Source organism: Metapseudomonas resinovorans (genome assembly GCF_002003485.1).
Taxonomy (GTDB): Bacteria; Pseudomonadota; Gammaproteobacteria; order Pseudomonadales; family Pseudomonadaceae; genus Metapseudomonas; species Metapseudomonas resinovorans_D.
The window spans coordinates 1-21,945 of sequence record NZ_BDMA01000013.1; the positions used below are offsets into that span (position 1 = coordinate 1).

General features: G+C 64.6%; 15 protein-coding genes. 10 read left to right on the forward strand and 5 right to left on the reverse strand.

Features of this window, described 5'->3' with window-relative positions; translation table 11 throughout:
* Window positions 1-103 precede the first annotated feature (103 nt).
* Window positions 104-2,938, reverse strand: coding sequence for an excinuclease ABC subunit UvrA (uvrA, locus tag MnOB_RS03510; protein WP_077522077.1), 2,835 nt, complete (start codon window positions 2,936-2,938; stop codon window positions 104-106).
* A 183-nt stretch (window positions 2,939-3,121) separates the two neighbouring features.
* On the opposite strand from uvrA, the gene MnOB_RS03515 reads away from it, so the two are divergent.
* From MnOB_RS03515 to MnOB_RS03560, 10 genes are all read left to right on the forward strand, one after another.
* Window positions 3,122-4,516 carry an MFS transporter gene (locus tag MnOB_RS03515; protein ID WP_077522079.1) on the forward strand — a complete coding sequence of 465 codons (1,395 nt, stop codon included), beginning with the start codon at window positions 3,122-3,124 and terminating at the stop codon, window positions 4,514-4,516.
* Window positions 4,517-4,525: 9 nt separating this feature from the next.
* Window positions 4,526-5,011: a single-stranded DNA-binding protein gene (locus MnOB_RS03520; RefSeq protein WP_077522081.1), complete on the forward strand. Its 486-nt coding sequence runs from the start codon at window positions 4,526-4,528 to the stop codon at window positions 5,009-5,011.
* Between the two features lie 145 nt (window positions 5,012-5,156).
* A complete protein-coding gene (locus tag MnOB_RS03525; protein WP_077522083.1) occupies window positions 5,157-5,906 on the forward strand; it encodes a FadR/GntR family transcriptional regulator in 750 nt (249 codons plus the stop codon).
* 523 nt (window positions 5,907-6,429) lie between these two features.
* Window positions 6,430-7,341 carry a 5-dehydro-4-deoxyglucarate dehydratase gene (kdgD, locus tag MnOB_RS03530; protein WP_077522085.1) on the forward strand — a complete coding sequence of 304 codons (912 nt, stop codon included), beginning with the start codon at window positions 6,430-6,432 and terminating at the stop codon, window positions 7,339-7,341.
* Window positions 7,342-7,362: 21 nt separating this feature from the next.
* On the forward strand, window positions 7,363-8,805 hold the full coding sequence (locus MnOB_RS03535; RefSeq protein WP_077522087.1) for an aldehyde dehydrogenase family protein: 1,443 nt from the start codon (window positions 7,363-7,365) through the stop codon (window positions 8,803-8,805).
* 90 nt (window positions 8,806-8,895) lie between these two features.
* Window positions 8,896-10,167, forward strand: a complete 1,272-nt coding sequence (locus tag MnOB_RS03540) for a glucarate dehydratase family protein (protein WP_077522089.1) — start codon at window positions 8,896-8,898, stop codon at window positions 10,165-10,167.
* An 89-nt stretch (window positions 10,168-10,256) separates the two neighbouring features.
* Window positions 10,257-11,633, forward strand: coding sequence for an MFS transporter (locus MnOB_RS03545; RefSeq protein WP_077522091.1), 1,377 nt, complete (start codon window positions 10,257-10,259; stop codon window positions 11,631-11,633).
* A 19-nt stretch (window positions 11,634-11,652) separates the two neighbouring features.
* The gene (gudD, locus tag MnOB_RS03550) at window positions 11,653-12,999 is read left to right on the forward strand and encodes a glucarate dehydratase (RefSeq protein WP_077522093.1); all 1,347 of its coding nucleotides are present in this window, start codon (window positions 11,653-11,655) and stop codon (window positions 12,997-12,999) included.
* Window positions 13,000-13,210: 211 nt separating this feature from the next.
* On the forward strand, window positions 13,211-14,767 hold the full coding sequence (garD, locus tag MnOB_RS03555; RefSeq protein WP_077522095.1) for a galactarate dehydratase: 1,557 nt from the start codon (window positions 13,211-13,213) through the stop codon (window positions 14,765-14,767).
* Window positions 14,768-14,794: 27 nt separating this feature from the next.
* Window positions 14,795-15,733: a 2-hydroxyacid dehydrogenase gene (locus MnOB_RS03560; protein WP_077522097.1), complete on the forward strand. Its 939-nt coding sequence runs from the start codon at window positions 14,795-14,797 to the stop codon at window positions 15,731-15,733.
* Between the two features lie 233 nt (window positions 15,734-15,966).
* Here the strand turns inward: MnOB_RS03560 and MnOB_RS03565 are convergent, their stop codons facing one another.
* The 4 genes from MnOB_RS03565 to cobJ all read right to left on the reverse strand — a co-directional run bounded on the left by MnOB_RS03565 (window position 15,967) and on the right by cobJ (window position 21,921).
* Window positions 15,967-18,381, reverse strand: a complete 2,415-nt coding sequence (locus MnOB_RS03565) for a TonB-dependent siderophore receptor (protein ID WP_077522099.1) — start codon at window positions 18,379-18,381, stop codon at window positions 15,967-15,969.
* Between the two features lie 237 nt (window positions 18,382-18,618).
* A complete protein-coding gene (locus MnOB_RS03570; RefSeq protein WP_077522101.1) occupies window positions 18,619-19,575 on the reverse strand; it encodes a FecR domain-containing protein in 957 nt (318 codons plus the stop codon).
* Window positions 19,572-20,072: a sigma-70 family RNA polymerase sigma factor gene (locus MnOB_RS03575; RefSeq protein ID WP_077522103.1), complete on the reverse strand. Its 501-nt coding sequence runs from the start codon at window positions 20,070-20,072 to the stop codon at window positions 19,572-19,574. The genes MnOB_RS03570 and MnOB_RS03575 overlap by 4 nt, the downstream gene beginning before the upstream one ends.
* Before the next feature lie 199 nt (window positions 20,073-20,271).
* Window positions 20,272-21,921, reverse strand: a complete 1,650-nt coding sequence (gene cobJ, locus MnOB_RS03580; protein ID WP_077522105.1) for a precorrin-3B C(17)-methyltransferase — start codon at window positions 21,919-21,921, stop codon at window positions 20,272-20,274.
* Window positions 21,922-21,945 lie beyond the last annotated feature (24 nt).

Genomic DNA, 21,945 nt, shown 5'->3' on the forward strand with positions numbered 1-21,945 from the left:
CCTGAAATACAAAACGCCCGATGCGGTGCATCGGGCGTTTTGAGGTCTGGAGGTTAGCCTGAAAGGTGTAAACCTATTTCAGGACTAGACAGTGCCTACGAAATCAGGCGCGATCGCGTTCCAGCAACGGCTTGAGGAACCGCCCGGTATGGGATTGGGTCATGTCGGCGACCTCCTCCGGGGTACCGGTCGCGATGATCTGGCCACCTTTGGAGCCGCCTTCGGGACCGAGGTCCACCAGCCAGTCGGCCGTCTTGATCACATCGAGGTTGTGCTCGATCACAACCACCGTATTGCCGTGGTCGCGCAGGCGGTGCAGGACGTCCAGCAGTTGCTGGATATCGGCAAAGTGCAGGCCGGTCGTAGGTTCATCGAGGATGTAGAGCGTCTTCCCTGTGTCGCGCTTGGAGAGCTCGCGCGACAGCTTCACCCGCTGTGCTTCACCGCCGGAAAGGGTTGTGGCGGACTGACCCAGGCGGATGTACGACAGACCGACATCCATCAGGGTCTGGAGCTTGCGGGCAATGGCCGGTACCGCGTCGAAGAACTCTCGAGCCTCTTCGATGGTCATCTCCAGCACTTCGTGGATGCTCTTGCCCTTGTAGCGGATCTCCAGGGTCTCGCGGTTGTAGCGTTTGCCCTTGCAGACGTCACAGGGCACGTAGATGTCCGGCAGGAAATGCATTTCCACCTTGATCACGCCATCGCCCTGGCAGGCCTCGCAGCGGCCACCTTTCACGTTAAAGGAGAAACGCCCCGGGCCGTAGCCACGGGAGCGGGACTCCGGCACGCCGGAAAACAGTTCGCGGATGGGCGTGAACAGGCCGGTGTAGGTTGCCGGATTGGAGCGGGGTGTGCGTCCAATCGGGCTTTGATCGATGTCCACCACCTTGTCCAGGTGCTGGAGGCCGTCGAAGCTCTCGTGCGCGGATGCTTCCAGCGAAGTGGCACCGTTGAGTGCGGTGGCGGTGATCGGGAACAGCGTGTTGTTGATCAGGGTTGATTTGCCCGAGCCGGACACGCCAGTGACGCACGTCAGCAAGCCCACCGGAATTTCCAGATTCACCTGCTGGAGGTTGTTGCCGCTGGCGCCCTTGAGCTTGAGGGACTTCTTCTTGTCGCGCGGGGTGCGTTCGGCCGGTACTTCGATCTTCACGCGGCCGGACAGGTACTTGCCGGTGAGCGAGTTCGGATGAGCCATGACCTCGTCCGGCGTACCTTCTGCGACGATCTGGCCGCCGTGCACGCCGGCGCCGGGCCCGATGTCCACGACATAGTCGGCAAGACGGATGGCGTCCTCGTCATGCTCGACCACTATCACCGTATTACCCAGGTTGCGCAGATGGGTGAGCGTCGCCAGCAGGCGTTCATTGTCGCGTTGGTGCAGGCCGATGGAGGGCTCGTCGAGGATGTACATCACCCCCACCAGGCCGGCGCCGATCTGGCTGGCCAGGCGGATGCGCTGGGCTTCGCCACCGGACAAGGTATCGGCGCTGCGGTCCAGGGTCAGGTAGTCGAGGCCGACGTTGACCAGGAACTGCAGGCGCTCGCGGATTTCCTTGAGGATTTTCTCGGCGATTTCGCCGCGCCGACCGGTCAGGCTGAGCCCGCCGAAGTAATCCGCTGCGTCGCCCACCGGGAGACCGGTCACTGCGGGCAGGGTCTTGTCGCCGACCCATACATGGCGCGCTTCACGGCGCAGTCGGGTGCCGCGACAGTCGGGGCAGGGCTGGGTGCTGAGAAACTTCGCCAGTTCCTCGCGCACGGTGGCCGATTCGGTTTCGCGGTAGCGGCGCTCCAGGTTGGGGATGATCCCTTCGAACGGATGCGAACGCTTGACGATGTCCCCGCGGTCGTTGAGGTAGCGGAAGTCCACATCCTCGCGGCCACTGCCAAACAGGATCGCCTTCTGGTGCTCGGCAGACAGGTCGTCGAACGGTTTTTCCAGGCTGAAGCCATAGTGCGAGGCCAGCGACCCGAGCATCTGGAAGTAATAGACGTTGCGCCGGTCCCATCCGCGTATTGCACCTTCGGCCAGGGTCAGCTCGCCATTCACCAGGCGCTTGGCGTCGAAGAACTGCTTGACCCCCAGGCCGTCGCAGGTCGGGCAGGCGCCTGCCGGATTGTTGAAGGAAAACAGCTTGGGTTCTAGCTCGCTGATGGAGTGGCCGCAATGGGGGCAGGCGAAGCGCGCAGAGAAGATGATCTCCTCGCCTTCTTCGTCATCCATGGGCGCAATCAGAGCGATGCCGTCGGCGAGGTTGATTGCTGTCTCGAACGACTCGGCAAGACGTTGCTGCAGGTCGCCGCGGACCTTGAAACGGTCCACCACCACGTCGACGGAGTGCTTCTTCTGCTTGTCCAGCTTGGGAAGTTCATCCAGTTCGTAGAGCCTGCCGTCCACCCGGGCACGAACGAAACCTTGGGCGCGCAGTTCCTCGAACACCGCCAGGTGCTCACCCTTGCGCTCGCGGATCACCGGCGCCAGGAGCATCAGCTTGCGGCCTTCGGGCAGGGCCAGCACCTGGTCGACCATCTGGCTGACGGTCTGGGCTTCCAGCGGTACATCGTGATCCGGGCAACGCGGCATGCCTACACGGGCGTAGAGCAGGCGCAGGTAATCGTAGATCTCGGTGATGGTGCCGACGGTGGAGCGCGGGTTGTGGGACGTGGACTTCTGCTCGATGGAAATCGCCGGCGAAAGGCCCTCGATGGTGTCCACATCGGGCTTTTCCATCATCGACAGGAATTGCCGGGCGTAGGCCGACAGGGACTCCACATAACGGCGCTGGCCTTCAGCGTAGAGCGTGTCGAAAGCCAGCGACGACTTGCCGGAGCCGGACAGGCCGGTAATCACGATCAGCTTGTCGCGGGGGAGGGTGAGGTCGACGTTCTTCAGGTTGTGGGTACGCGCCCCACGGATCAGGATCTTGTCCACAACGGCCTCACTTGGCGGTCGGAAACCGCCGATTATACGGCCCGCCACGGCTGAGCGGCAAAGCGTCACGACTGTCACGGAAACGGGCGGGACTGCTAGAATGCGCGTCATTTTTCGGGCTCCGGTCGCGGCCGGGCAAGGGGCGCATGACGCAGGCCCCGATCGTTCTCCCTTGAGGCACCTATGCACGATTCCCACTCTGAACGCATGAGCGGCAGCGAGACGCGCGCGGCCAGCGGCCTGGCCCTGGTGTTCGCCTTCCGCATGCTCGGCATGTTCATGGTATTGCCAGTGCTGGCCACCTACGGCCAGGACCTCCCCGGTGCGACCCCGGCCCTCATTGGCCTGGCCATTGGCGCCTACGGTCTGACCCAGGCCCTTCTGCAGATTCCCTTCGGCGTCGTCTCCGACCGTATCGGCCGTCTTCCGGTGATCTACATCGGCCTGCTGATCTTTGCCGCCGGCGCCGTCCTGGCAGCCAACGCGGACTCCATCTGGGGCGTTATTGCCGGTCGGGTGCTGCAGGGCGCTGGGGCCATCTCTGCAGCTGTCATGGCCTTGCTCTCCGACCTCACCCGCGAGCAGCACCGCACCAAGGCGATGGCCATGATCGGCATGAGCATCGGCGTGTCCTTCGCCGTCGCCATGGTGGTCGGCCCGCTGCTGACCCGCGCATTCGGACTTTCCGGCCTGTTCTGGGCGACCGCCATCATGGCGCTGTTCGGGATCGTGATCGTCGCCACCATGGTGCCGCGTGCCGCCCATCCGCTGCAGCATCGTGAATCAGGCGTGGCGCGCCAGGCGCTGCTACCGACCTTGAAACATCCCGACCTGCTGCGCCTGGACTTCGGCATCCTCGCCCTGCACGCCGTCCTCATGGCCAGCTTCGTCGCGCTGCCACTGGCATTGGTGGAGAAAGCCGGCCTGCCCAAGGAAGAGCACTGGTGGGTTTACCTCACCGCGCTCCTGGTAGGCTTCTTCGGCATGGTCCCCTTCATCATCTACGGCGAGAAAAAGCGCCAGATGAAACGTGTGCTGGTCGGTGCGGTCGCGGTGCTTTGTGCTTGCGAGCTGTTCTTCTGGCAGTTCGGCGAGAGCCTTCGTGCGCTGGTTTTCGGCACCATCATTTTCTTCACCGCATTCAACCTCCTAGAAGCCTCGCTGCCTTCGCTGATCAGCAAGGTCGCTCCGGCAGGCGGGAAGGGCACGGCGATGGGGGTTTACTCCACCAGTCAGTTCCTCGGCGCGGCCGTAGGCGGCATTCTCGGCGGCTGGCTGTTCCAGCATGGCGGCCTGTCTACCGTGTTCGTCGGTTGTGCGGTGGTCTGTGCGATTTGGCTGGCCATTGCTGTTACTATGCGTGAACCTCCGTACGTAACCAGCCTGCGCCTGCCGCTCAGTGCAGCGGCCGTGGCCGATACCGGGCTGGTTGCGCGTTTGCTGGCTCTGCCCGGAGTGGCAGATGCCGTCGTGGTGGCCGAAGAGGCGGCCATCTACATCAAAGTGGATTCTGAAAAACTGGACCGCACGTCCCTGGAGCGCCTGATCGAGTCGGCCCCGGAACGTGCTGAAGCCTAGGAGAACGTCATGGCCCGTGGGGTTAACAAAGTCATTCTGGTTGGTAACGTCGGTGGTGATCCGGAAACCCGCTACCTGCCCAACGGCAACGCGGTGACCAACGTCACCCTGGCCACCAGCGAGTCCTGGAAGGACAAGCAGACCGGCCAGCAGCAGGAACGTACCGAATGGCACCGCGTGGTGTTCTTCGGCCGTCTCGCCGAAATCGCCGGCGAATACCTGCGCAAGGGCTCGCAAGTCTACGTCGAAGGCGCCCTGCGCACCCGCGAATGGGAAAAAGACGGTGTGAAGCGTTACACCACCGAGATCGTGGTCGACATCAACGGCCAGATGCAACTGCTCGGCGGCCGTCCTGGCAGCGAAGGCGACGCCCCGCGTGCTCCGCGCCCGCAGCGCGAACCGCAGCAGTCCGCCCCGCAACAGCGCCCGGCTCCGCAGCCCGCCGCCCAGCCGGCTCCGGACTACGACAGCTTCGACGACGATATCCCGTTCTGAGTCGAATCGCGTAAGCGGAATGACAAAGGCGCAGCCCTCGGGCTGCGCCTTTTTCGTTTCTGGCCCTGCGAACGGCAGATGAGTGTCATCGTACAACTCGCTGGGCTATGATGGGCCCTCAGTTTTCACCGGACCAACCTTCGCAATGGACAACCCAAGCACCTTGCCACGTCCGCGCCGCAAGCACCGTAGCCTGGCGCAGGAGTTGGTGAACGAGCTCTCCCAACAGATCCAGAATGGCGTGATCAAGCGGGGCGAAAAGCTGCCCACCGAGTCCGCCATCATGGAAGCCCAGGGAGTCAGCCGCACCGTGGTGCGCGAGGCTATTTCGCGACTGCAGGCGTCGGGGCTGGTGGAGACCCGTCACGGCATCGGCACCTTCGTGCTGGATACGCCCAGCCCCATGGGGTTCCGCATCGACCCGGCGACCATCGTCACCCTGCGCGATGTCATGGCTATCCTCGAACTGCGCATCAGCCTGGAAGTGGAATCCGCCGGACTGGCCGCCCAGCGCCGTACTCCGGAGCAGTTGGTGGCGATGCGCGAAGCACTGGACACCTTCCTCAAGGCCGCCCACGGCACTGACGCGGTGGCCTCGGACTTCCAGTTCCACCTGCAGATCGCCCTGGCCACGGGGAATCGCTATTTCACCGACATCATGACCCACCTGGGCACCAGCATCATTCCGCGGACGCGGCTCAATTCGGCGCGTATCGCCCATGATGACCGGGAGCACTATCTCGCTCGCCTGAGTCGCGAGCACGAGGACATCTACGAAGCTATCGCCCGGCAGGACAGCGACGCGGCCCGAGCGGCCATGCGCTTGCACCTGACCAATAGCCGCGAGCGCCTCCGCCAGGCCCATGAAGAAGCGGAAAGGGCCCGGCAGGGCTGAGGACATCCCGCGCAGAGCAAGGGCCGCATCGAGCGGCCTTTTTTGTGGGCACGAGCAACTCCCGCTGCCTGCTAGGCCCAAGTAGGGTGCGCCGCGCGCAATTGGTTGGACGGTTCGCGGCGCTGATCCATCGGTTGGTGCGCACAGCGCACCCTACAGTCAGTCGAGTCTCCGGGAGAGTGGGGCAACTTTTTCCGCTCGGGGGAGTTGTCCTACAAGATTTGATGTTATATGTTGTCGTACAACTGATTCGGACAGCCGCAGAGTCGAATGGCTTGGCCACGGGATGGTCGTCTGTGCAGTCACTGGTTCATCCAAATCCATCTGGCTCAAGGTCAATCGCACTGATTTAGAGCGGTTACGTGGCATGGAAAGCGGGTAGGGCGCCTCATGCCGCGATAGCGGGCGATGAGCGCACAGGAGGATGAACGGCGATTGGCAGTATCTTTAGTTGTACGATAACGTATCTCTCAGGCCGGTTTACCCCGGTCTTACTCAAACCGCTTCGCAGGGTGCTCGAATAATGAATCCACAAGAACTCAAGTCCATCCTCTCCTCCGGGCTGCTGTCCTTCCCCGTCACCGACTTCGACGCTGCCGGCGACTTCAACGCCCCGAGCTACGTCCGTCGCCTGGAATGGCTGGCTCCCTACGGCGCCTCGGCGCTCTTCGCCGCGGGCGGTACCGGTGAATTCTTCTCCCTGGCGCCGGACGAGTACTCCTCCGTCATCAAGACCGCCGTCGACACCTGCGCCGGTAGCGTACCGATCCTTGCCGGCGTCGGTGGCCCCACCCGCCTCGCCATCCAGTACGCCCAGGAAGCCGAGCGCCTTGGCGCCAAGGGCCTGCTGCTGCTGCCCCATTACCTGACCGAAGCCAGCCAGGAAGGTGTAGCCGCCCATGTCGAGCAGGTCTGCAAATCGGTGAACATCGGCGTGGTGGTCTACAACCGCAACGTCTGCCGCCTGACCCCGGCCCTGCTGGAGCAACTGGCCGAGCGCTGCTCGAACCTGATCGGCTACAAGGACGGCCTGGGCGATATCGAGCTGATGGTTTCCATCCGCCGCCGCCTCGGTGATCGCTTCAGCTACCTGGGTGGTCTGCCTACTGCCGAGGTTTATGCCGCGGCCTACAAAGCGCTGGGCGTGCCGGTGTACTCCTCCGCCGTCTTCAACTTCATTCCGAAGACCGCGATGGATTTCTACAACGCCGTCGCCCGTGACGACCACGAAACCGTGGGCAAGCTGATCGACGACTTCTTCCTGCCCTACCTGGACATCCGCAACCGCCGCGCTGGCTATGCCGTCAGCATCGTCAAGGCCGGTGCGCGCATTGCTGGTTATGACGCCGGTCCGGTCCGCGCTCCGCTGACCGACCTGCTGCCCGATGAGTACGAGCGCCTCGCCGCGCTGATCGATGCCCAGGGCGCGCAGTGACCTGCAGCCAGGAGAAGACTCGTGACTGAGAAACGCTTCGACAATTACATAGGCGGGGAGTGGGTGGCCGGCAGCGGCTACTCGCGCAACATCAACCCCTCCGATCTGACCGACTGCCTGGGCGAGTACGCCCAGGCCGACGCCGCCCAGGTGGCCCAAGCCATCGAAGCGGCCCGGGTGGCCTTCCCATCCTGGTCGGTCTCCGGCATCCAGGCTCGCCACGATGCCCTCGACAAGGTCGGCAGCGAAATCCTCGCCCGTCGCGAGGAACTGGGGACCCTGCTGGCGCGGGAAGAGGGCAAGACCCTGCCCGAGGCCATCGGCGAGGTGACTCGCGCCGGCAATATATTCAAGTTCTTCGCTGGCGAATGCCTACGCTTGGCCGGGGAAGTCGTCCCCTCGGTGCGCCCCGGCGTTTCGGTGGAGGTCACCCGCGAGCCCCTGGGCGTGATCGGTTTGATCACCCCGTGGAACTTCCCCATTGCCATCCCGGCCTGGAAGATTGCGCCAGCGCTGGCCTACGGCAACTGCGTGGTGTTCAAACCGGCCGACCTGGTGCCAGGCAGCGCCTGGGCCCTGGCCGAGATCATTTCCCGCGCCGGCTTCCCCGCCGGGGTATTCAATCTGGTGATGGGCAGCGGCCGCGTGGTCGGCGAGGCCATGGTCAACGATAAGCGCGTCGATGGCATCAGCTTCACCGGCTCGGTGGGTGTGGGTCGCAGCATCGCCGCGGCCTGCGTTGCACGTGGCGCCAAGGTGCAGCTGGAGATGGGCGGCAAGAACCCGCAGGTAATCCTCGACGACGCCGACCTCAAGCTCGCCGTCGAACTCGCCGTGCAGAGCGCCTTCTACTCCACCGGCCAGCGCTGCACCGCCAGCAGCCGGCTGATCGTCACCGCCGGCATCCACGACCGCTTCGTCGAGGCGATGGCCGAACGCATGCGTGCCATTCGTGTGGGGCATGCCCTGCAGACCGGCATCGACGTCGGCCCGGTGGTGTCCCAGGCGCAACTGGAGCAGGACCTGAGCTACATCGACATCGGTCGTGCCGAAGGTGCGCGCCTGGTGGCCGGCGGCGAACGGGTGCGCTGCGAGACCGAGGGCTACTTCATGGCGCCGGCACTGTTCGCCGACAGCGAAGCGGGCATGCGTATCAGCCGCGAGGAGATCTTCGGCCCGGTGGCCAACGTCATCCGCGTGGCCAGCTACGAAGAGGCGCTGGCGCTGGCCAACGACACCGAGTTCGGCTTGTCCGCCGGCATCGCCACCACGTCGCTCAAGTACGCCAATCACTTCAAGCGCCACGCCCAGGCCGGCATGGTCATGGTCAACCTGCCCACTGCCGGGGTGGATTACCACGTGCCATTCGGTGGCCGCAAAGGCTCGTCCTACGGCCCGCGCGAGCAGGGTCGCTACGCCCAGGAGTTCTACACCACGGTGAAGACCACCTACATCGGGGGCTGATCCGACGCGTCAGATACACGCGGGGCAGGGCCTGCCCCGCGCTTGAACAGGGACTACCGGTACAACAACAAGCACAGGTAGGAAAAGCTCGTGAAGATCAAACGAGTCAGAGTTACCCCCATCGCCTTCCGCGATGCGCCACTGCTCAATGCCAGCGGCATCCATGAACCTTTCGCGCTGCGCTCGATCATCGAAGTCGAGAGCGACAACGGCTATGTCGGCCTGGGCGAAAGCTACGGCGACGCGCCAGTCCTGGCGGTGCTGCAGGCCATGCAGGACAGTCTGGTCGGGCTGGATGCGTTCGACCTCAACGGTCTGCGTGCGCGCGTCATTCAGACCGTGGCTCGCCTCGGACCGGCCGAAACCGGCGCCGAACTGGCTCCCGGCTCCCATCCCAGCAAGCAGGTGGCCAATGCCTATTCCGCTTTCGAGGTCGCTTTCCTCGATCTGCAGGCCCGCTCGCTGAACATGCCCCTGGTGGACCTGCTGGGCGGCGCCATTCGCACTGAAGTTCCCTTCAGCGCCTACCTCTTCTTCAAGTACGCCAAGCACATCGATGCGCCTTACGCGCCGGACTCCTGGGGCGAAGCCCTCAGCGAGGAGCAGATCGTTGCCCAGGCTGCACGGATGATCGAGGCCCACGGCTTCCAGAGCATCAAGCTGAAGGCCGGCGCCTTGCAGCCGGAGCACGAAGTGGCCTGCATCAAGGCGCTGAAGAAGGCCTTCCCCGACCACCCGCTGCGCATCGATCCCAATGGCAACTGGTCGCTGGAAACGGCGCTGCGCATGGCCGAGCTGCTGGGCGATGACCTGCAGTACTACGAAGACCCGACCCCCGGCCTCGATGGCATGGCCGAACTGCACGAGCGCACCGGCATGCAGCTGGCCACCAACATGGTGGTCACCGACTTCGATGAGTTCCGGCGCAGCGTCGCCCTGAACAGCGTGCAGATCGTCCTCGCCGACCACCACTACTGGGGCGGCCTGCGCGATACCCAGGTGCTGGCGCGGATGTGCGACACCTTTGGCCTCGGCCTGTCGATGCACTCCAACTCGCACCTCGGCATCAGCCTGATGGCCATGACCCACGTGGCGGCATCCGTGCCCAATCTCACCTACGCCTGCGATACGCATTACCCGTGGCAGGAGGAGGACGAGGAGGTCATCAAGGGCGGCAAGCTGCCGATCCAGGACGGTTGCGTGCGCATCACCCGTGCACCAGGCCTGGGCGTGGAACTGGACCAGGATCAGCTGGCCAAACTCCATGAGCAGTACCTCTCCATCGACATCCGAAGTCGCGACGACGCGCGGCAGATGCGCAAATACGACCCGGCCTGGAAAATCAGGAAGCCGAGGTTCTGACCCCGTCCGCTGCCTGCGGAATGCAACATGACACTCGCGCGGCAAGCCCGCGCGGGCTCTTCGACAAGAACAATTCAGAGAGAAGAACCATGGGCGAAGTACTGAAACAAACCCGTGTGCGTTACCTGATCCTGCTCATGCTGTTCCTGGTGACCACGATCAACTACGCCGACCGCGCGACCATCTCCATCGCCGGTTCCACCATGCAGAAAGAGCTCGGCATCGACGCCGTCATGCTCGGCTACATCTTCTCCGCATTCGGCTGGGCCTACGTGCTGGGGCAGATCCCGGGCGGCTGGCTGCTCGACCGCTTCGGCTCCAAACGCGTCTACGCCGTGAGCATCTTCACCTGGTCGCTGTTCACCTTGATGCAGGGTTTCGTGGACACCCTGCCGGTGGCCTGGACCGTCGTCACGCTGTTCATGTTGCGCTTCCTGGTGGGCTTCGCCGAAGCGCCGTCCTTCCCCGGCAACGCGCGCATCGTCGCGGCCTGGTTCCCCACTGCTGAACGCGGCACCGCGTCTGCCGTATTCAACTCCGCGCAGTACTTCGCCACGGTGCTCTTCGCTCCGCTGATGGGCTGGATCGTCCACAGCTTCGGCTGGGAACACGTGTTCATCGTCATGGGCGTGATCGGCATCCTGTTCTCCGCGGTGTGGCTGAAGTTCATCTTCAACCCGAAGGAACACCCGCTGGCCAACAAGGCCGAGATCGACCACATCGCCGCCAACGGCGCACTCGTGGACATGGACCAGAACCGCAAGCTGCCTGGCAACGGCCCGAAGTGGGAGCACATCAAGCAACTGGTGGGCAGCCGCATGATGGCCGGTATCTACCTGGGCCAGTTCTGCATCAACGCCATCACCTACTTCTTCCTCACCTGGTTCCCGGTGTACCTGGTGCAGGAACGCGGCATGACCATTCTCAAGGCCGGCATCATCGCCTCCTTGCCGGCCATCTGCGGCTTCATCGGCGGCGTGCTGGGTGGCGTGCTGTCCGACTGGATGCTGCGCCGCGGCCATTCCCTCAGCGTGGCGCGCAAGACGCCGATCGTCTGCGGCATGCTGCTGTCGATGAGCATGATCCTCTGCAACTACGTGGATGCTGACTGGATGGTGGTGGGCTTCATGGCCCTGGCCTTCTTCGGCAAAGGCATCGGCGCCCTCGGCTGGGCGGTGATGTCGGACACGTCGCCCAAGCAGATCGCCGGCCTCTCCGGTGGCATCTTCAACACCTGCGGCAACCTGTCTTCGATCACCACGCCCATCGTCATCGGCTACATCATCGCCGCCACCGGCTCCTTCAAGTGGGCCCTGGTGTTCGTCGGCGTCAACGCCTTCATGGCGGCGTTCAGCTACCTGTTCATCGTCGGCGAGATCAAGCGCGTAGAGCTCAAGGGTGCAAAGACTGACGCCGAGGCTCCGGCAGCCGCTTCCGAAGCGCCTGCCGCGACTCCGGCACGTTAATTCGCAGAAGGACAAGGCAATGACTCAACAGAATCTTCACCAGGGCGCACCGCGCATCACCGAACTGCAGGTGGTGCCGGTGGCCGGCCAGGACAGCATGCTGCTCAACCTCAGCGGCGCCCACGGCCCGTACTTCACCCGCAACGTGGTGATCCTCAAGGACAACGCCGGCCACGTCGGCGTTGGCGAGGTTCCCGGCGGCGAAGCCATTCGCCAGACCCTGGAGGACGCCCGCGCCTTGCTCGTGGGGCAGTCCATCGGCAACTACCAGAGCCTGCTCAACCAGGTGCGCCAGGCGTTCGCCGACCGCGACTCCGGCGGCCGCGGCCTGCAGACCTTCGACCTGCGCATCGCCATCCATGCGGTCACCGCACTGGAGTCCGCACTGCTCGACCTGCTCGGCCAGCACCTGGAAGTGCCGGTGGCGGCCTTGCTCGGTGAAGGCCAGCAGCGCGACGAAGTAGAGATGCTCGGCTACCTGTTCTACGTCGGCGACCGCAACAAGACCGACCTCGACTACCGCAGCGAAGCCGATGCCGACGACGCCTGGTTCCGCCTGCGCAACGAAGAAGCGCTGACCCCGGAGACCGTGGTGCGCCTGGCCGAGGCCGCCCATGCCCGCTATGGCTTCAACGACTTCAAACTCAAGGGCGGCGTCTTGCGCGGCGAAGAGGAAATCGAAGCGGTCACCGCGTTGGCCGAACGCTTCCCCGATGCCCGTATTACCCTCGATCCGAACGGCGCCTGGTCGCTGAAGCAGGCCATTGCCCTGTGCCGCGACCAGCACCACGTGCTGGCTTACGCCGAGGACCCGTGCGGCGCCGAGAACGGCTACTCCGGCCGCGAGGTGATGGCCGAGTTCCGCCGTGCCACCGGCCTCCCCACTGCCACCAACATGATCGCCACCGATTGGCGGCAGATGGGCCATGCCATCTCGCTGCAGTCTGTGGATATCCCCCTGGCCGACCCGCACTTCTGGACCATGCAGGGTTCGGTGCGGGTGGCGCAGATGTGCAACGACTGGGGCCTGACCTGGGGCTCGCATTCCAACAACCACTTCGACATCTCCCTGGCGATGTTCACCCATGTCGCCGCTGCGGCGCCGGGCAAAGTCACCGCCATCGACACCCACTGGATCTGGCAGGACGGCCAGCGCCTGACCAGGGAGCCCCTGCGCATCAAGGGCGGCAAGGTCGCGGTGCCACAAAAGCCGGGCCTGGGTGTCGAACTGGATATGGACGAACTGGCCAAGGCCCACGCGCTGTACAAGGCCAAAGGCCTGGGCGCGCGGGACGACGCCATTGCCATGCAGTACCTGGTGCCGAACTGGACCTTCGACAACAAGCGTCCCTGCCTGGTGCGCTAGCCGGGTTGTGGGAGCGATTTCAATCGCGAATGAATTCGCTCCCAAAAATGTAGGGTGGATATCGCTCTTCATATCCACCATCGCCGCCGATCCCACCTCCGATGGTGGATCGGTGAAGCGTGATCCACCCTACGCAGCGCCTTGGATCCAACCGTAGGGTGGACATCGCTTTTCATGTCCACCGAGCCACAGAACAACAACGGAGTCAGCCATGCAGTTGATCCAACACCAGGACTCTCCCCGCCATGTGCGCCTGCACCCGGATGACAACGTCGCCATCGTCATCAACGAGCAGGGCGTGGCCGAAGGCGGTCAGTTCCCCGATGGCCTGGTCACCCGTGAAGCCATTCCCCAGAGCCACAAGGTCACCCTGGTGGACATCCCAGCCGGCGGCGCCGTGCTGCGTTATGGCACCGTGATCGGCCATGCCTTGAAGGCCATTCCTCGTGGCAGCTGGGTACGCGAGGAACTGCTGAGCATTCCCGAAGCACCGGGGCTGGACAACCTGCCCATGGCCACCGCTGTACCGCCGCCCATGGCTGAGCTTCCCGGCTACACATTCGAAGGTTTCCGCAATCCGGACGGCAGTGTCGGCACCCGTAACATCCTCGGTGTGACGACCACTGTGCAGTGCGTCACCGGTGTGCTCGACCATTGCGTCGAGCGCGTGCGCAAGGAGCTCCTGCCGAAGTACCCGAATGTCGATGACGTGGTTGCCCTGACCCACAGTTACGGCTGCGGTGTGGCAATCAATGCACCGGATGCGGTGATCCCGATTCGCACTCTGCACAACATCGCCCGCAACCCGAACCTGGGTGGCCAGGCACTGGTGATCGGCCTTGGCTGCGAGAAGTTGCAGGCCGAACAACTCATGCCCGGCGATGAACTCACCGCCGGGCAGGATGAGGAAGCCTGGCTGTTCCGCCTGCAGGATTCCGCCAGCGGCTTTGCCGGCATGGTCGAGCAGATCATGGGAATGATCGAAGACCGCCTGAAGATTCTCGACCAGCGCCGCCGGGAAACCTGCCCGGCCTCGGAGCTGGTTCTGGGCATGCAGTGCGGCGGCAGCGATGCCTTCTCCGGTGTCACCGCCAACCCCGCTCTGGGCGTCGCTTCTGACCTGCTGGTGCGTGCCGGGGCCACCGTGATGTTTTCTGAGAACACGGAGGTACGTGATGGCATCCACCTTCTTACCCCACGTGCGGCGACTCCCGAAGTGGCCCAGGCGCTGGTGCGCGAGATGGAGTGGTACGACCGTTACCTCGCCCGCGGCATGGCTGATCGCAGCGCCAACACCACACCCGGCAACAAGAAGGGCGGCCTGAACAACATCGTCGAAAAGGCCATGGGCTCCATCGCCAAGTCCGGCAACAGCGCCATCGCCGGCGTCGTCGCGCCGGGTGAGCGCGTGCGTGGCAAGGGCCTGCAGTATTGCGCGACCCCGGCCAGCGATTTCGTCTGCGGCACCCTGCAACTGGCAGCGGGCATGAACCTGCATGTGTTCACCACGGGTCGCGGCACGCCTTATGGCCTGTCCATGGTGCCGGTGATCAAGGTCTCGACCCGTTCCCAACTGGCCGAACGCTGGCCCGACCTGATCGACGTCGATGCCGGGCGCATCACCTCCGGGCGCGTGACCCTGGAAGAAATGGGGTGGGAACTGTTCCGCTATTACCTGGATGTGGCCAGCGGCAAGGAGCACACCTGGGCGGAGAAGCATCGGCTGCACAACGATCTGACGCTGTTCAATCCAGCTCCGGTAACGTGATCAGCCGAATCGATTGAGAGACCCAGAATGGAACCCAAGATCCTCCACGTGGGCCCGCTGACCGAGCGCTTCAACCAGCGCCTGGCCGGCGAGCATGCTGTAACCCAGCTCTGGCAGCAGGGTGATGCGCTGACCTTCCTCGATGAGCACGGAGCCGGGTTCGACATCGTGGTCACCTCGGCCCGCTTCGGTTGTTCGGCCGCCATGCTCGAGCGTCTGCCCAACGTGCGTGCCATCTGCAGCTTCGGGGTCGGCTACGACGCCATCGCGGTCGACGTGGCGCGTCGCCGAGGCATTCAGGTCAGCTACACGCCGGACGTGCTCAACGATTGCGTCGCCGACCTGGCCATGGGGTTGCTCATCGATTGTTCGCGGCGCATCAGCGCATCGGATCGCTTCGTTCGCGCCGGAAGCTGGCCGGCCGGCAACTTCCCGCTGGCACGCAAGGTCAGCGGCAAGCGCCTGGGTATCGTCGGCCTCGGCCGCATCGGCAAGGATGTGGCGCGCCGCGCCGGCGGATTTGACATGCAGGTGCGCTACCACAACCGTCGGCAGGGAGCCGACAGCGCCTACGGCTTCGAACCGGACCTGCTGGCGCTGGCACGCTGGGCGGACTTCCTGGTGCTGACCTGTCCCGGTGGCGCGGCAACCCATCACCTGATCTCGGCGCCAGTGCTCGACGCGCTGGGGCCGGACGGTATTCTCATCAACGTCGCCCGTGGTTCGGTGGTGGATGAGCAGGCGCTGGTGGCAGCCCTAACTGAAGGCCGACTGGGCGGCGCCGGGTTGGATGTATTCGAGGCCGAGCCGCGTGTACCCGATGCCCTGTTCACCCTGGACAACGTGGTGCTGGCGCCGCACATCGGCAGCGGCACCGCAGAGACTCGTCTGCAGATGGAAGAGCAGGTGTTCGCCAATCTGCAGGCATTCCTCGACAAGGGCGAGGTGCTGACCCCGGTGGTCTGACACGCCCGATCCAATAGCGGTGGTCGCGTCGGCCGGCCCCACTATGCGAGGCATCGCCACAAGCGGTGCTTCGTTTCCTCCCCACGAATTTGAGCTGCGGAATGGCAGTGACGGCGCACCACGAGTGCGCCTTTTTTTGTGGGCGGGAATTCTGGTGCGCGCGGCGCACCCTACGCGGAGATCGTGCCGGGTAGGGTGCGCTGTGCGCACCGGGTATCGCGCGGGATTGGCCGTCAGAACTGATAACTCAGCGTCGCCGTGACGTTGCGCTTCTCGCCGAAGTAGCAGAAGTCGAGGCTGTAGCAGGACGCCACATAATCCTCGTCCAGCAGGTTGTTGGCGTTCAGGCTGAGGTCCAGCCCCTGCATGCCCAGCTTGCCGAGGTCGTAGCCGATGAGGGCATCGACCAGGGTGTAGGAGGGCACGTGCAGGGTGTTCTCCTTGTCCGCCCAGGTCTTGCCGACGTAGCGCACGCCGAGGCCGGTGCGCAGGCCATCCAGGGCGCCCGCATTGAAGTTGTAGTCACCCCAGATGGAGGCCATGTGCTTGGGCGCCTGGTTCGGGGTGTTGCCCTGGTTGCCGTCCAGTGCCTTGGCGTAGGTGATGTCGGTGTAGGTGTAGCTGGCCAGCACTTTGAAGTTCTCGGTGACCTGGGTGTGGGCCTCCAGCTCGACGCCTTTGGAGCGCACCTTGCCGACCGACGTGAAGAAGTTGTCCTGGGGCAGCTTGGAGGCAACGTTCTCCTGGGTGATATGGAACACCGAGGCGGTGTACATGCTGTTGCTGCCTTCGGGCTGGAACTTCAGGCCGGCTTCCCACTGCTTGCCCTCGGTAGGCTCCAGGGCCTTGCCGGATGCGTCGGAGTAGGCGTTCGGGTTGAACGACTCGGAGTAGCTGATGTAGGGCGCGATGCCGTTCTCGAAGAGGTAGAGCACGCCGGCGCGGCCGGTGAACTTGCTCCATTGCTCGTCGCTCTTGGTCTGCGTAGTGCGGTTTTCGTCGGAGACGTCCACCCAGTCCTGGCGCATGCCGAGGGAGATGCGCCACTGGTTCACATCGATCAGGTCCTGCATGTACAGGCCGGTCTGCTCCAGGCGGCGGGTGTGGTTGTCTTCGGAGAGGAAGCTCAGGCTCTCGTCGCCATAGATCGGATCGAAGGCGTTGAGCGGCGTGGAAACGCCGGAAGTCCAGTCCACATGGGTCTTGCGGCGCTGGTAGTCGAGGCCGGTGAGCAGGGTATGGCGGGTGCTGCCCCAGTCGAATTCAGCCTGCATCATGTTGTCGATGATGTAGGCCTCGAGCTCCTCGCTGGCGCCGCTGAAGTAGCGGTTCAGTTCGTTGCTGTCGGGGGCGGTCCACTGGTAGCCGTAGACCTGCGACAGGTCGACGTCCGAGCTCAGGTAGCGGAAGTTCTGCCGGGCGGTCCACACATCGTTGAAGCGGTGCTCCAACTGATAGCCGAACATGCGCTGGGTGCGGTCGAAGTCGTCCAGGCCCGGTTCGCCATCGAAGAACTCGCGGCTGATGCGATTGCCGTTGTGCTGGAACAGGCTGCCGTCGGCCGGCACGCCGCTGTGGTAACCGCCATTGGGGTCGTGCTGCAGGTAGCCTTGCAGGGTCAGGGTGGTGTCTTCGCTGAAGTCGATGGCGAGTGTCGGAGCGATGGCGTAGCGCTCCTCCTTGGTGTGGTCGAACTGGGTATCGCCACCCTTGCCCAGGCCCACCAGGCGGTAAGCGATGCGTTTCTCTTCATCCAGCGGACCGCTGAAGTCGAAGCCCACGCCTTTCTGGTTCATGTTGCCCACCGTGGCCTGCACCTGGTGGTAATCCTCGTACAGCGGTTTCTTGCTGGTCAGCGCCACCAGGCCGCCCGGCAGGCTACGACCGTAGAGCACGGAGGACGGGCCCTTGAGCACATCGATGCGCTCGAGGAAGTACGGGTCCACCTGCATCGAGCTGAAGGTACCGCTGTCGCCCATGGTCTTCAGTCCGTCGAGGTAGACGTTGTCGACGCTGTTGTCGGCGAAGCCGCGCATCACGATGTAGTCATAGCGGTTCGAAGCACCCACCTGGCCGGTGAAGATGCCGGGGGTGTAGCGCATGGATTGCTGGACGGTCTTGGAGCCCTGGTCGTCAATCTGCTCGCGGGTGATCACCGACACGCTCTGCGAAGTTTCCATCAGCGACTTGCTGGTCTTGGTGGCGATCTGGCTGTGGGTGGCCAGGTAGCCGTCCTCGCTGCCCAGGGCGTTACCCAGCGCGAACACCTGGGTGCTGGGCACTTCCAGCGCGCTACCGGCCGGAATCTCACGCAGTACGAAGCTGCCGCCACCGAGGTTTTCGGCCTGCAACGAGGTGCCTTCGAGCAGCCGCGCCAGACCGGCTTGCACCGACCAGGTGCCCGCCAGGCCGCTGGTTTTCAGGCCACGGGTCTGTTCCGGCGTGGCGGAGAGGTTGATGCCCGCCTCGCGGGCGAAGCGGTTCAGCGCCTCATCGAGGGCCCCGGCGGGAATCGCATAGCTGCGGCTAGCAACGGCGACGGCCTCGTCGGCGATGGCTGCGCAGGGCAACAGCGGGGCGGCCAGGGCGGCGGACAGCAGGGCGCCACGAATGGCGAGGGCAAGGTGGGAAGCGCGAGGTGCGGTCATGAAAACTTCCGTGGGGATCGTCAAAGGTTAATGGGATTCATTCCCTTTGCCGGGGCGGGCGGAAAAACCCGCCAAAAAAATCGAATTCGTTCGAAGGTGAGGGCGAGGCAAACCTGTAGGGGCGATTTCAATCGCCAAGGGCAGCGAAGCTGCCCCCAAAGGAACTCGACAGGGCAGGCCTTCGGCCTGCTTGGCGAATGAATTCGCCCCTACAACAGCCGTTCTTCGCCAGAACGATTAAACCCTCGCCTCCACCGTCACCCACCACCGCGTGCGGTAGTGCAGCTCCACCGGCAGCGTGCGCGGCAGCAACGTCAGCAGCCTGTCGGTGTCTTCCAGGCGGAACACGCCGGACAGGCGCAGGTCGGCGATCGCCTCGGTGCAGGCCAGGCGGCCAGGGCGATAGCGACCCACTTCCGCGAGGAAGTCCGCCAGGCGCATGTCGCGGGTGACAATCAGGCCGTCGACCCACGCACCCGCTTCCATGTCCAGTTGCTGGACCGGACGGATGACTTCGTGGGTGACGTCGAAGCTCTGGCCGGCTTCGATGACCTGCTTCGATAGCCCGCGGGATGGGGTCAGTGCCACGCTGCCCTGCAACACGCTGAGTCGCGAAGCCGTCTTGCCCTGGCGCAGCACGAAACGCGCGGCGTCGGTTTCCACCTCGGCATGGGCGGTGCGGACGCGCATCGGTGTGGGCTGGATAGCGCTGCTGAGGAGGATCTCGCCCCGGCGCAGCTCGATCAGCCGCTGCCGGGAGTCGAATCGGATATCCACAGCCGAATCGGTATTCAGTTGCAGCTGGCTGCCATCGTTGAGCGCCAGGCCGCGCCGTTCACCGGTCGCGGTGGTCAGGTCGGCGGTCAGGCGCTCCCAGGGGGTGATGTCGCGGGTCAGCCACAGGGCGGCGCCACCGACTGCTGCGCCGGACAGCAGCTTGAGTGCCTGGCGCCGGCGCAAACCGGCGCGGGCGTTGTCCAGCAGCAGGCCGGTTCCGGGCATGGCCATGCCGAGCTCATGGTCGAGTTGCTGCACCCGTTGCCAGGCGAGTTCGTGGTCAGCGTCCTGCCCGCGCCAGTGCTCGCAGGCTTTTTGCAATTCAGCATCGCCATTGCCGCGTAGTCGCATCATCCAGTGGATGGCCTGGCGCACGACCTGTTCGTTGAGACCGGCGGGCCGGCTCTGGGCGCTCATTCCTCGAACCTCAGCAGGTAGCAGTGGTACAGGGCATCAGCCACGTAGCGCTCCACCGAGCGCAGGGAAATGCCCATCTGCGCGGCGACTTCCTTGTGGGTGAGGCCTTCGCATTGCGCCAGCAGGAAAGCGGTGCGTGCCTTGGGTTTGAGACGGTCGAGCATCAGCGCGATGCGTTCCAGCAGTTCGAGGATCAGTTCGCGATCCTCGGGGGAGGGCGCCTTGGCCTCGGGCAGTTGCGCCAGCGCTTCCAGGTAGGCGCGCTCCAGTTCTTCGCGGCGCCAGTGGTCGATCACCAGCCCGCGCGCCACGGTACGTAGAAATGCGCGCGGGGTACGCAATTCGAAGCTCTCGCCCTTGCCCAGCAGGCGCAGGAAGGTGTCCTGGGCCAGGTCCGCGGCATCGGCGGCATTGCCCAGCTTGCTGCGCAGCCAGTTCTTCAGCCAGCCGTGATGCTCGCTGTACAGCGCCTGGAGGGTGATGTGGGGAGACGACATGAAGGGCACCGCGATATGCGATAACAAATGAAAATTAATCGCATTTTCATGATGCGCCTCGGGTTTTGCAACAGCGGTCGTAGGTCTTGCCTGATGCAGCCGTCGGAATCATTCAGCGGTGGAGGGGGGGCGGTAGGGTGTGCCATGCGCACCAGGGAGCGAGCGCAGGGAATCGGTGCGCGCGGCGCACCCTACGGTATCAGCGATACCAGCGCGGTGTGTACACCCAATCCTCGCCGTTGCCCTTCGGCACGCGGCGGGTCAGCGACGAGCCGATGATCACCAGGGTGCGCATGTCCACCTGCTCCGGCGTCAGCTCGCCGAGGCTGGTGAGGGTGAGCTTCTCCGCCGGGCGGCCGACATCGCGGCCGAGCACTACCACCGTTTCCGGGCGGCGATGGCGAGCGACGATTTCCAGCGCGCGGCCGAGCTGCCAGGGACGCGCGCGGGAAATGGGGTTGTAGAAGGCCATGGCCAGGTCGGCGGCGGCGGCGTGATCGAGACGGTCCTCGATCACCTCCCAGGGCTTGAGGTTGTCCGACAGGGAGATCAGGCAGAAGTCATGTCCCAGCGGCGCGCCAGCCTTGGCGGCGGTGGCCAGTGCGGCAGAAACGCCAGGGAACACCTGCAACTCGACGTGCAGCCACTCGGGATCGCGGGACTCATCCAGCGCCTCCAGCACGGCCGCGGCCATGGCGAAGACGCCGGGATCGCCGGACGACACCACCACCACGCGGCGACCGCTCGCCGCCAGCTCGAAGGCATGGCGGGCGCGCTGGAGCTCTTCGCGGTTGTCGGTGCAGTGCGCCACTTGGTCGGCGCGCAGTGGGCCGGCCATGCGGATGTAGGTTTCGTAGCCGAGCAGGTCCTCGGCTTCGTCCAGTGCCTGGCGCACGGCAGGCACCATGAAATCGGCGGCACCGGGGCCGAGGCCGACCACCGTGAGGCGGCCACGAGGCTGGCCGATCAGCGCTGGGTCCACAGGCTCGGCCGCGAGGTAGAGGCGGTTGCCATGCGCTTGCTGGCGCAAGGGAGGCAGCCCGGTTTCATCGCTGATGAAGCGCAGGGGCACGCGGAGTGTTGCGGCCGCCGTGGCCAGGTCGGTATCGATCATCCGTGAGCGGTCAGCCACCAGGCACGCCAGGGACAGCTCCGCCAACCCGGCATCGGCGAGCAGCAGGCGAACAGCCTCCGCGTCTGCCGTGCCGTCGATGCGGGCGATTGCCGTGCGAGGGTGGATCAACAATTCATGACGTTCGGCCGGGCGCGCCTCGGCGGTGACGTGAATGACCCGTTGCGCCTCATCTGCGAGGGGCAGGCGAACCTCCTCCAGCCAGGGCGCCGTGCCCTCTACGCGCACCGCTTCACCGCCCAGCAAGTCGGAAACGAAGCGCTTGCCCTGCTCGATATCGGCCAGCGCATAACCCGTTGGCGGGTCCAGCAGGCAGGTCCCGAAGCGCAGTTCGCCGCTGGTGGTGATGGCTGGTGCCACGTCCAGCGCCGTGGCGATTTCCCGCGCCATGCGATTCACGCCGCCCAGGCCGCCGAGCAGGGGAACCACGGCGCTGCCGTCCTCGGCTACTGCCAGTACCGGCGGCTCGGCGCCCTTGTTCGCCAGCAGTGGCGCCAGGGTGCGGATGACGATGCCGGCAGCGCAGAGGGCGATGATCGGTGTGTCGGTGCGGTAGAGCTCGCGCAGGGTGTCGCCGAACTCCGCGTAGGCGTCGTCGGCACCCTCGACACGCCCGGTCAGACCGAGGATGCGCGCCTGTGGATAAAGCGCCTGGATGCGTCTCGCGACGGGCAGGCCGCCATTGCCGAGGAGGACGATGGCCGGTGGGTTATGCATTGCAGAGTTCCACAGGTAGGGTGC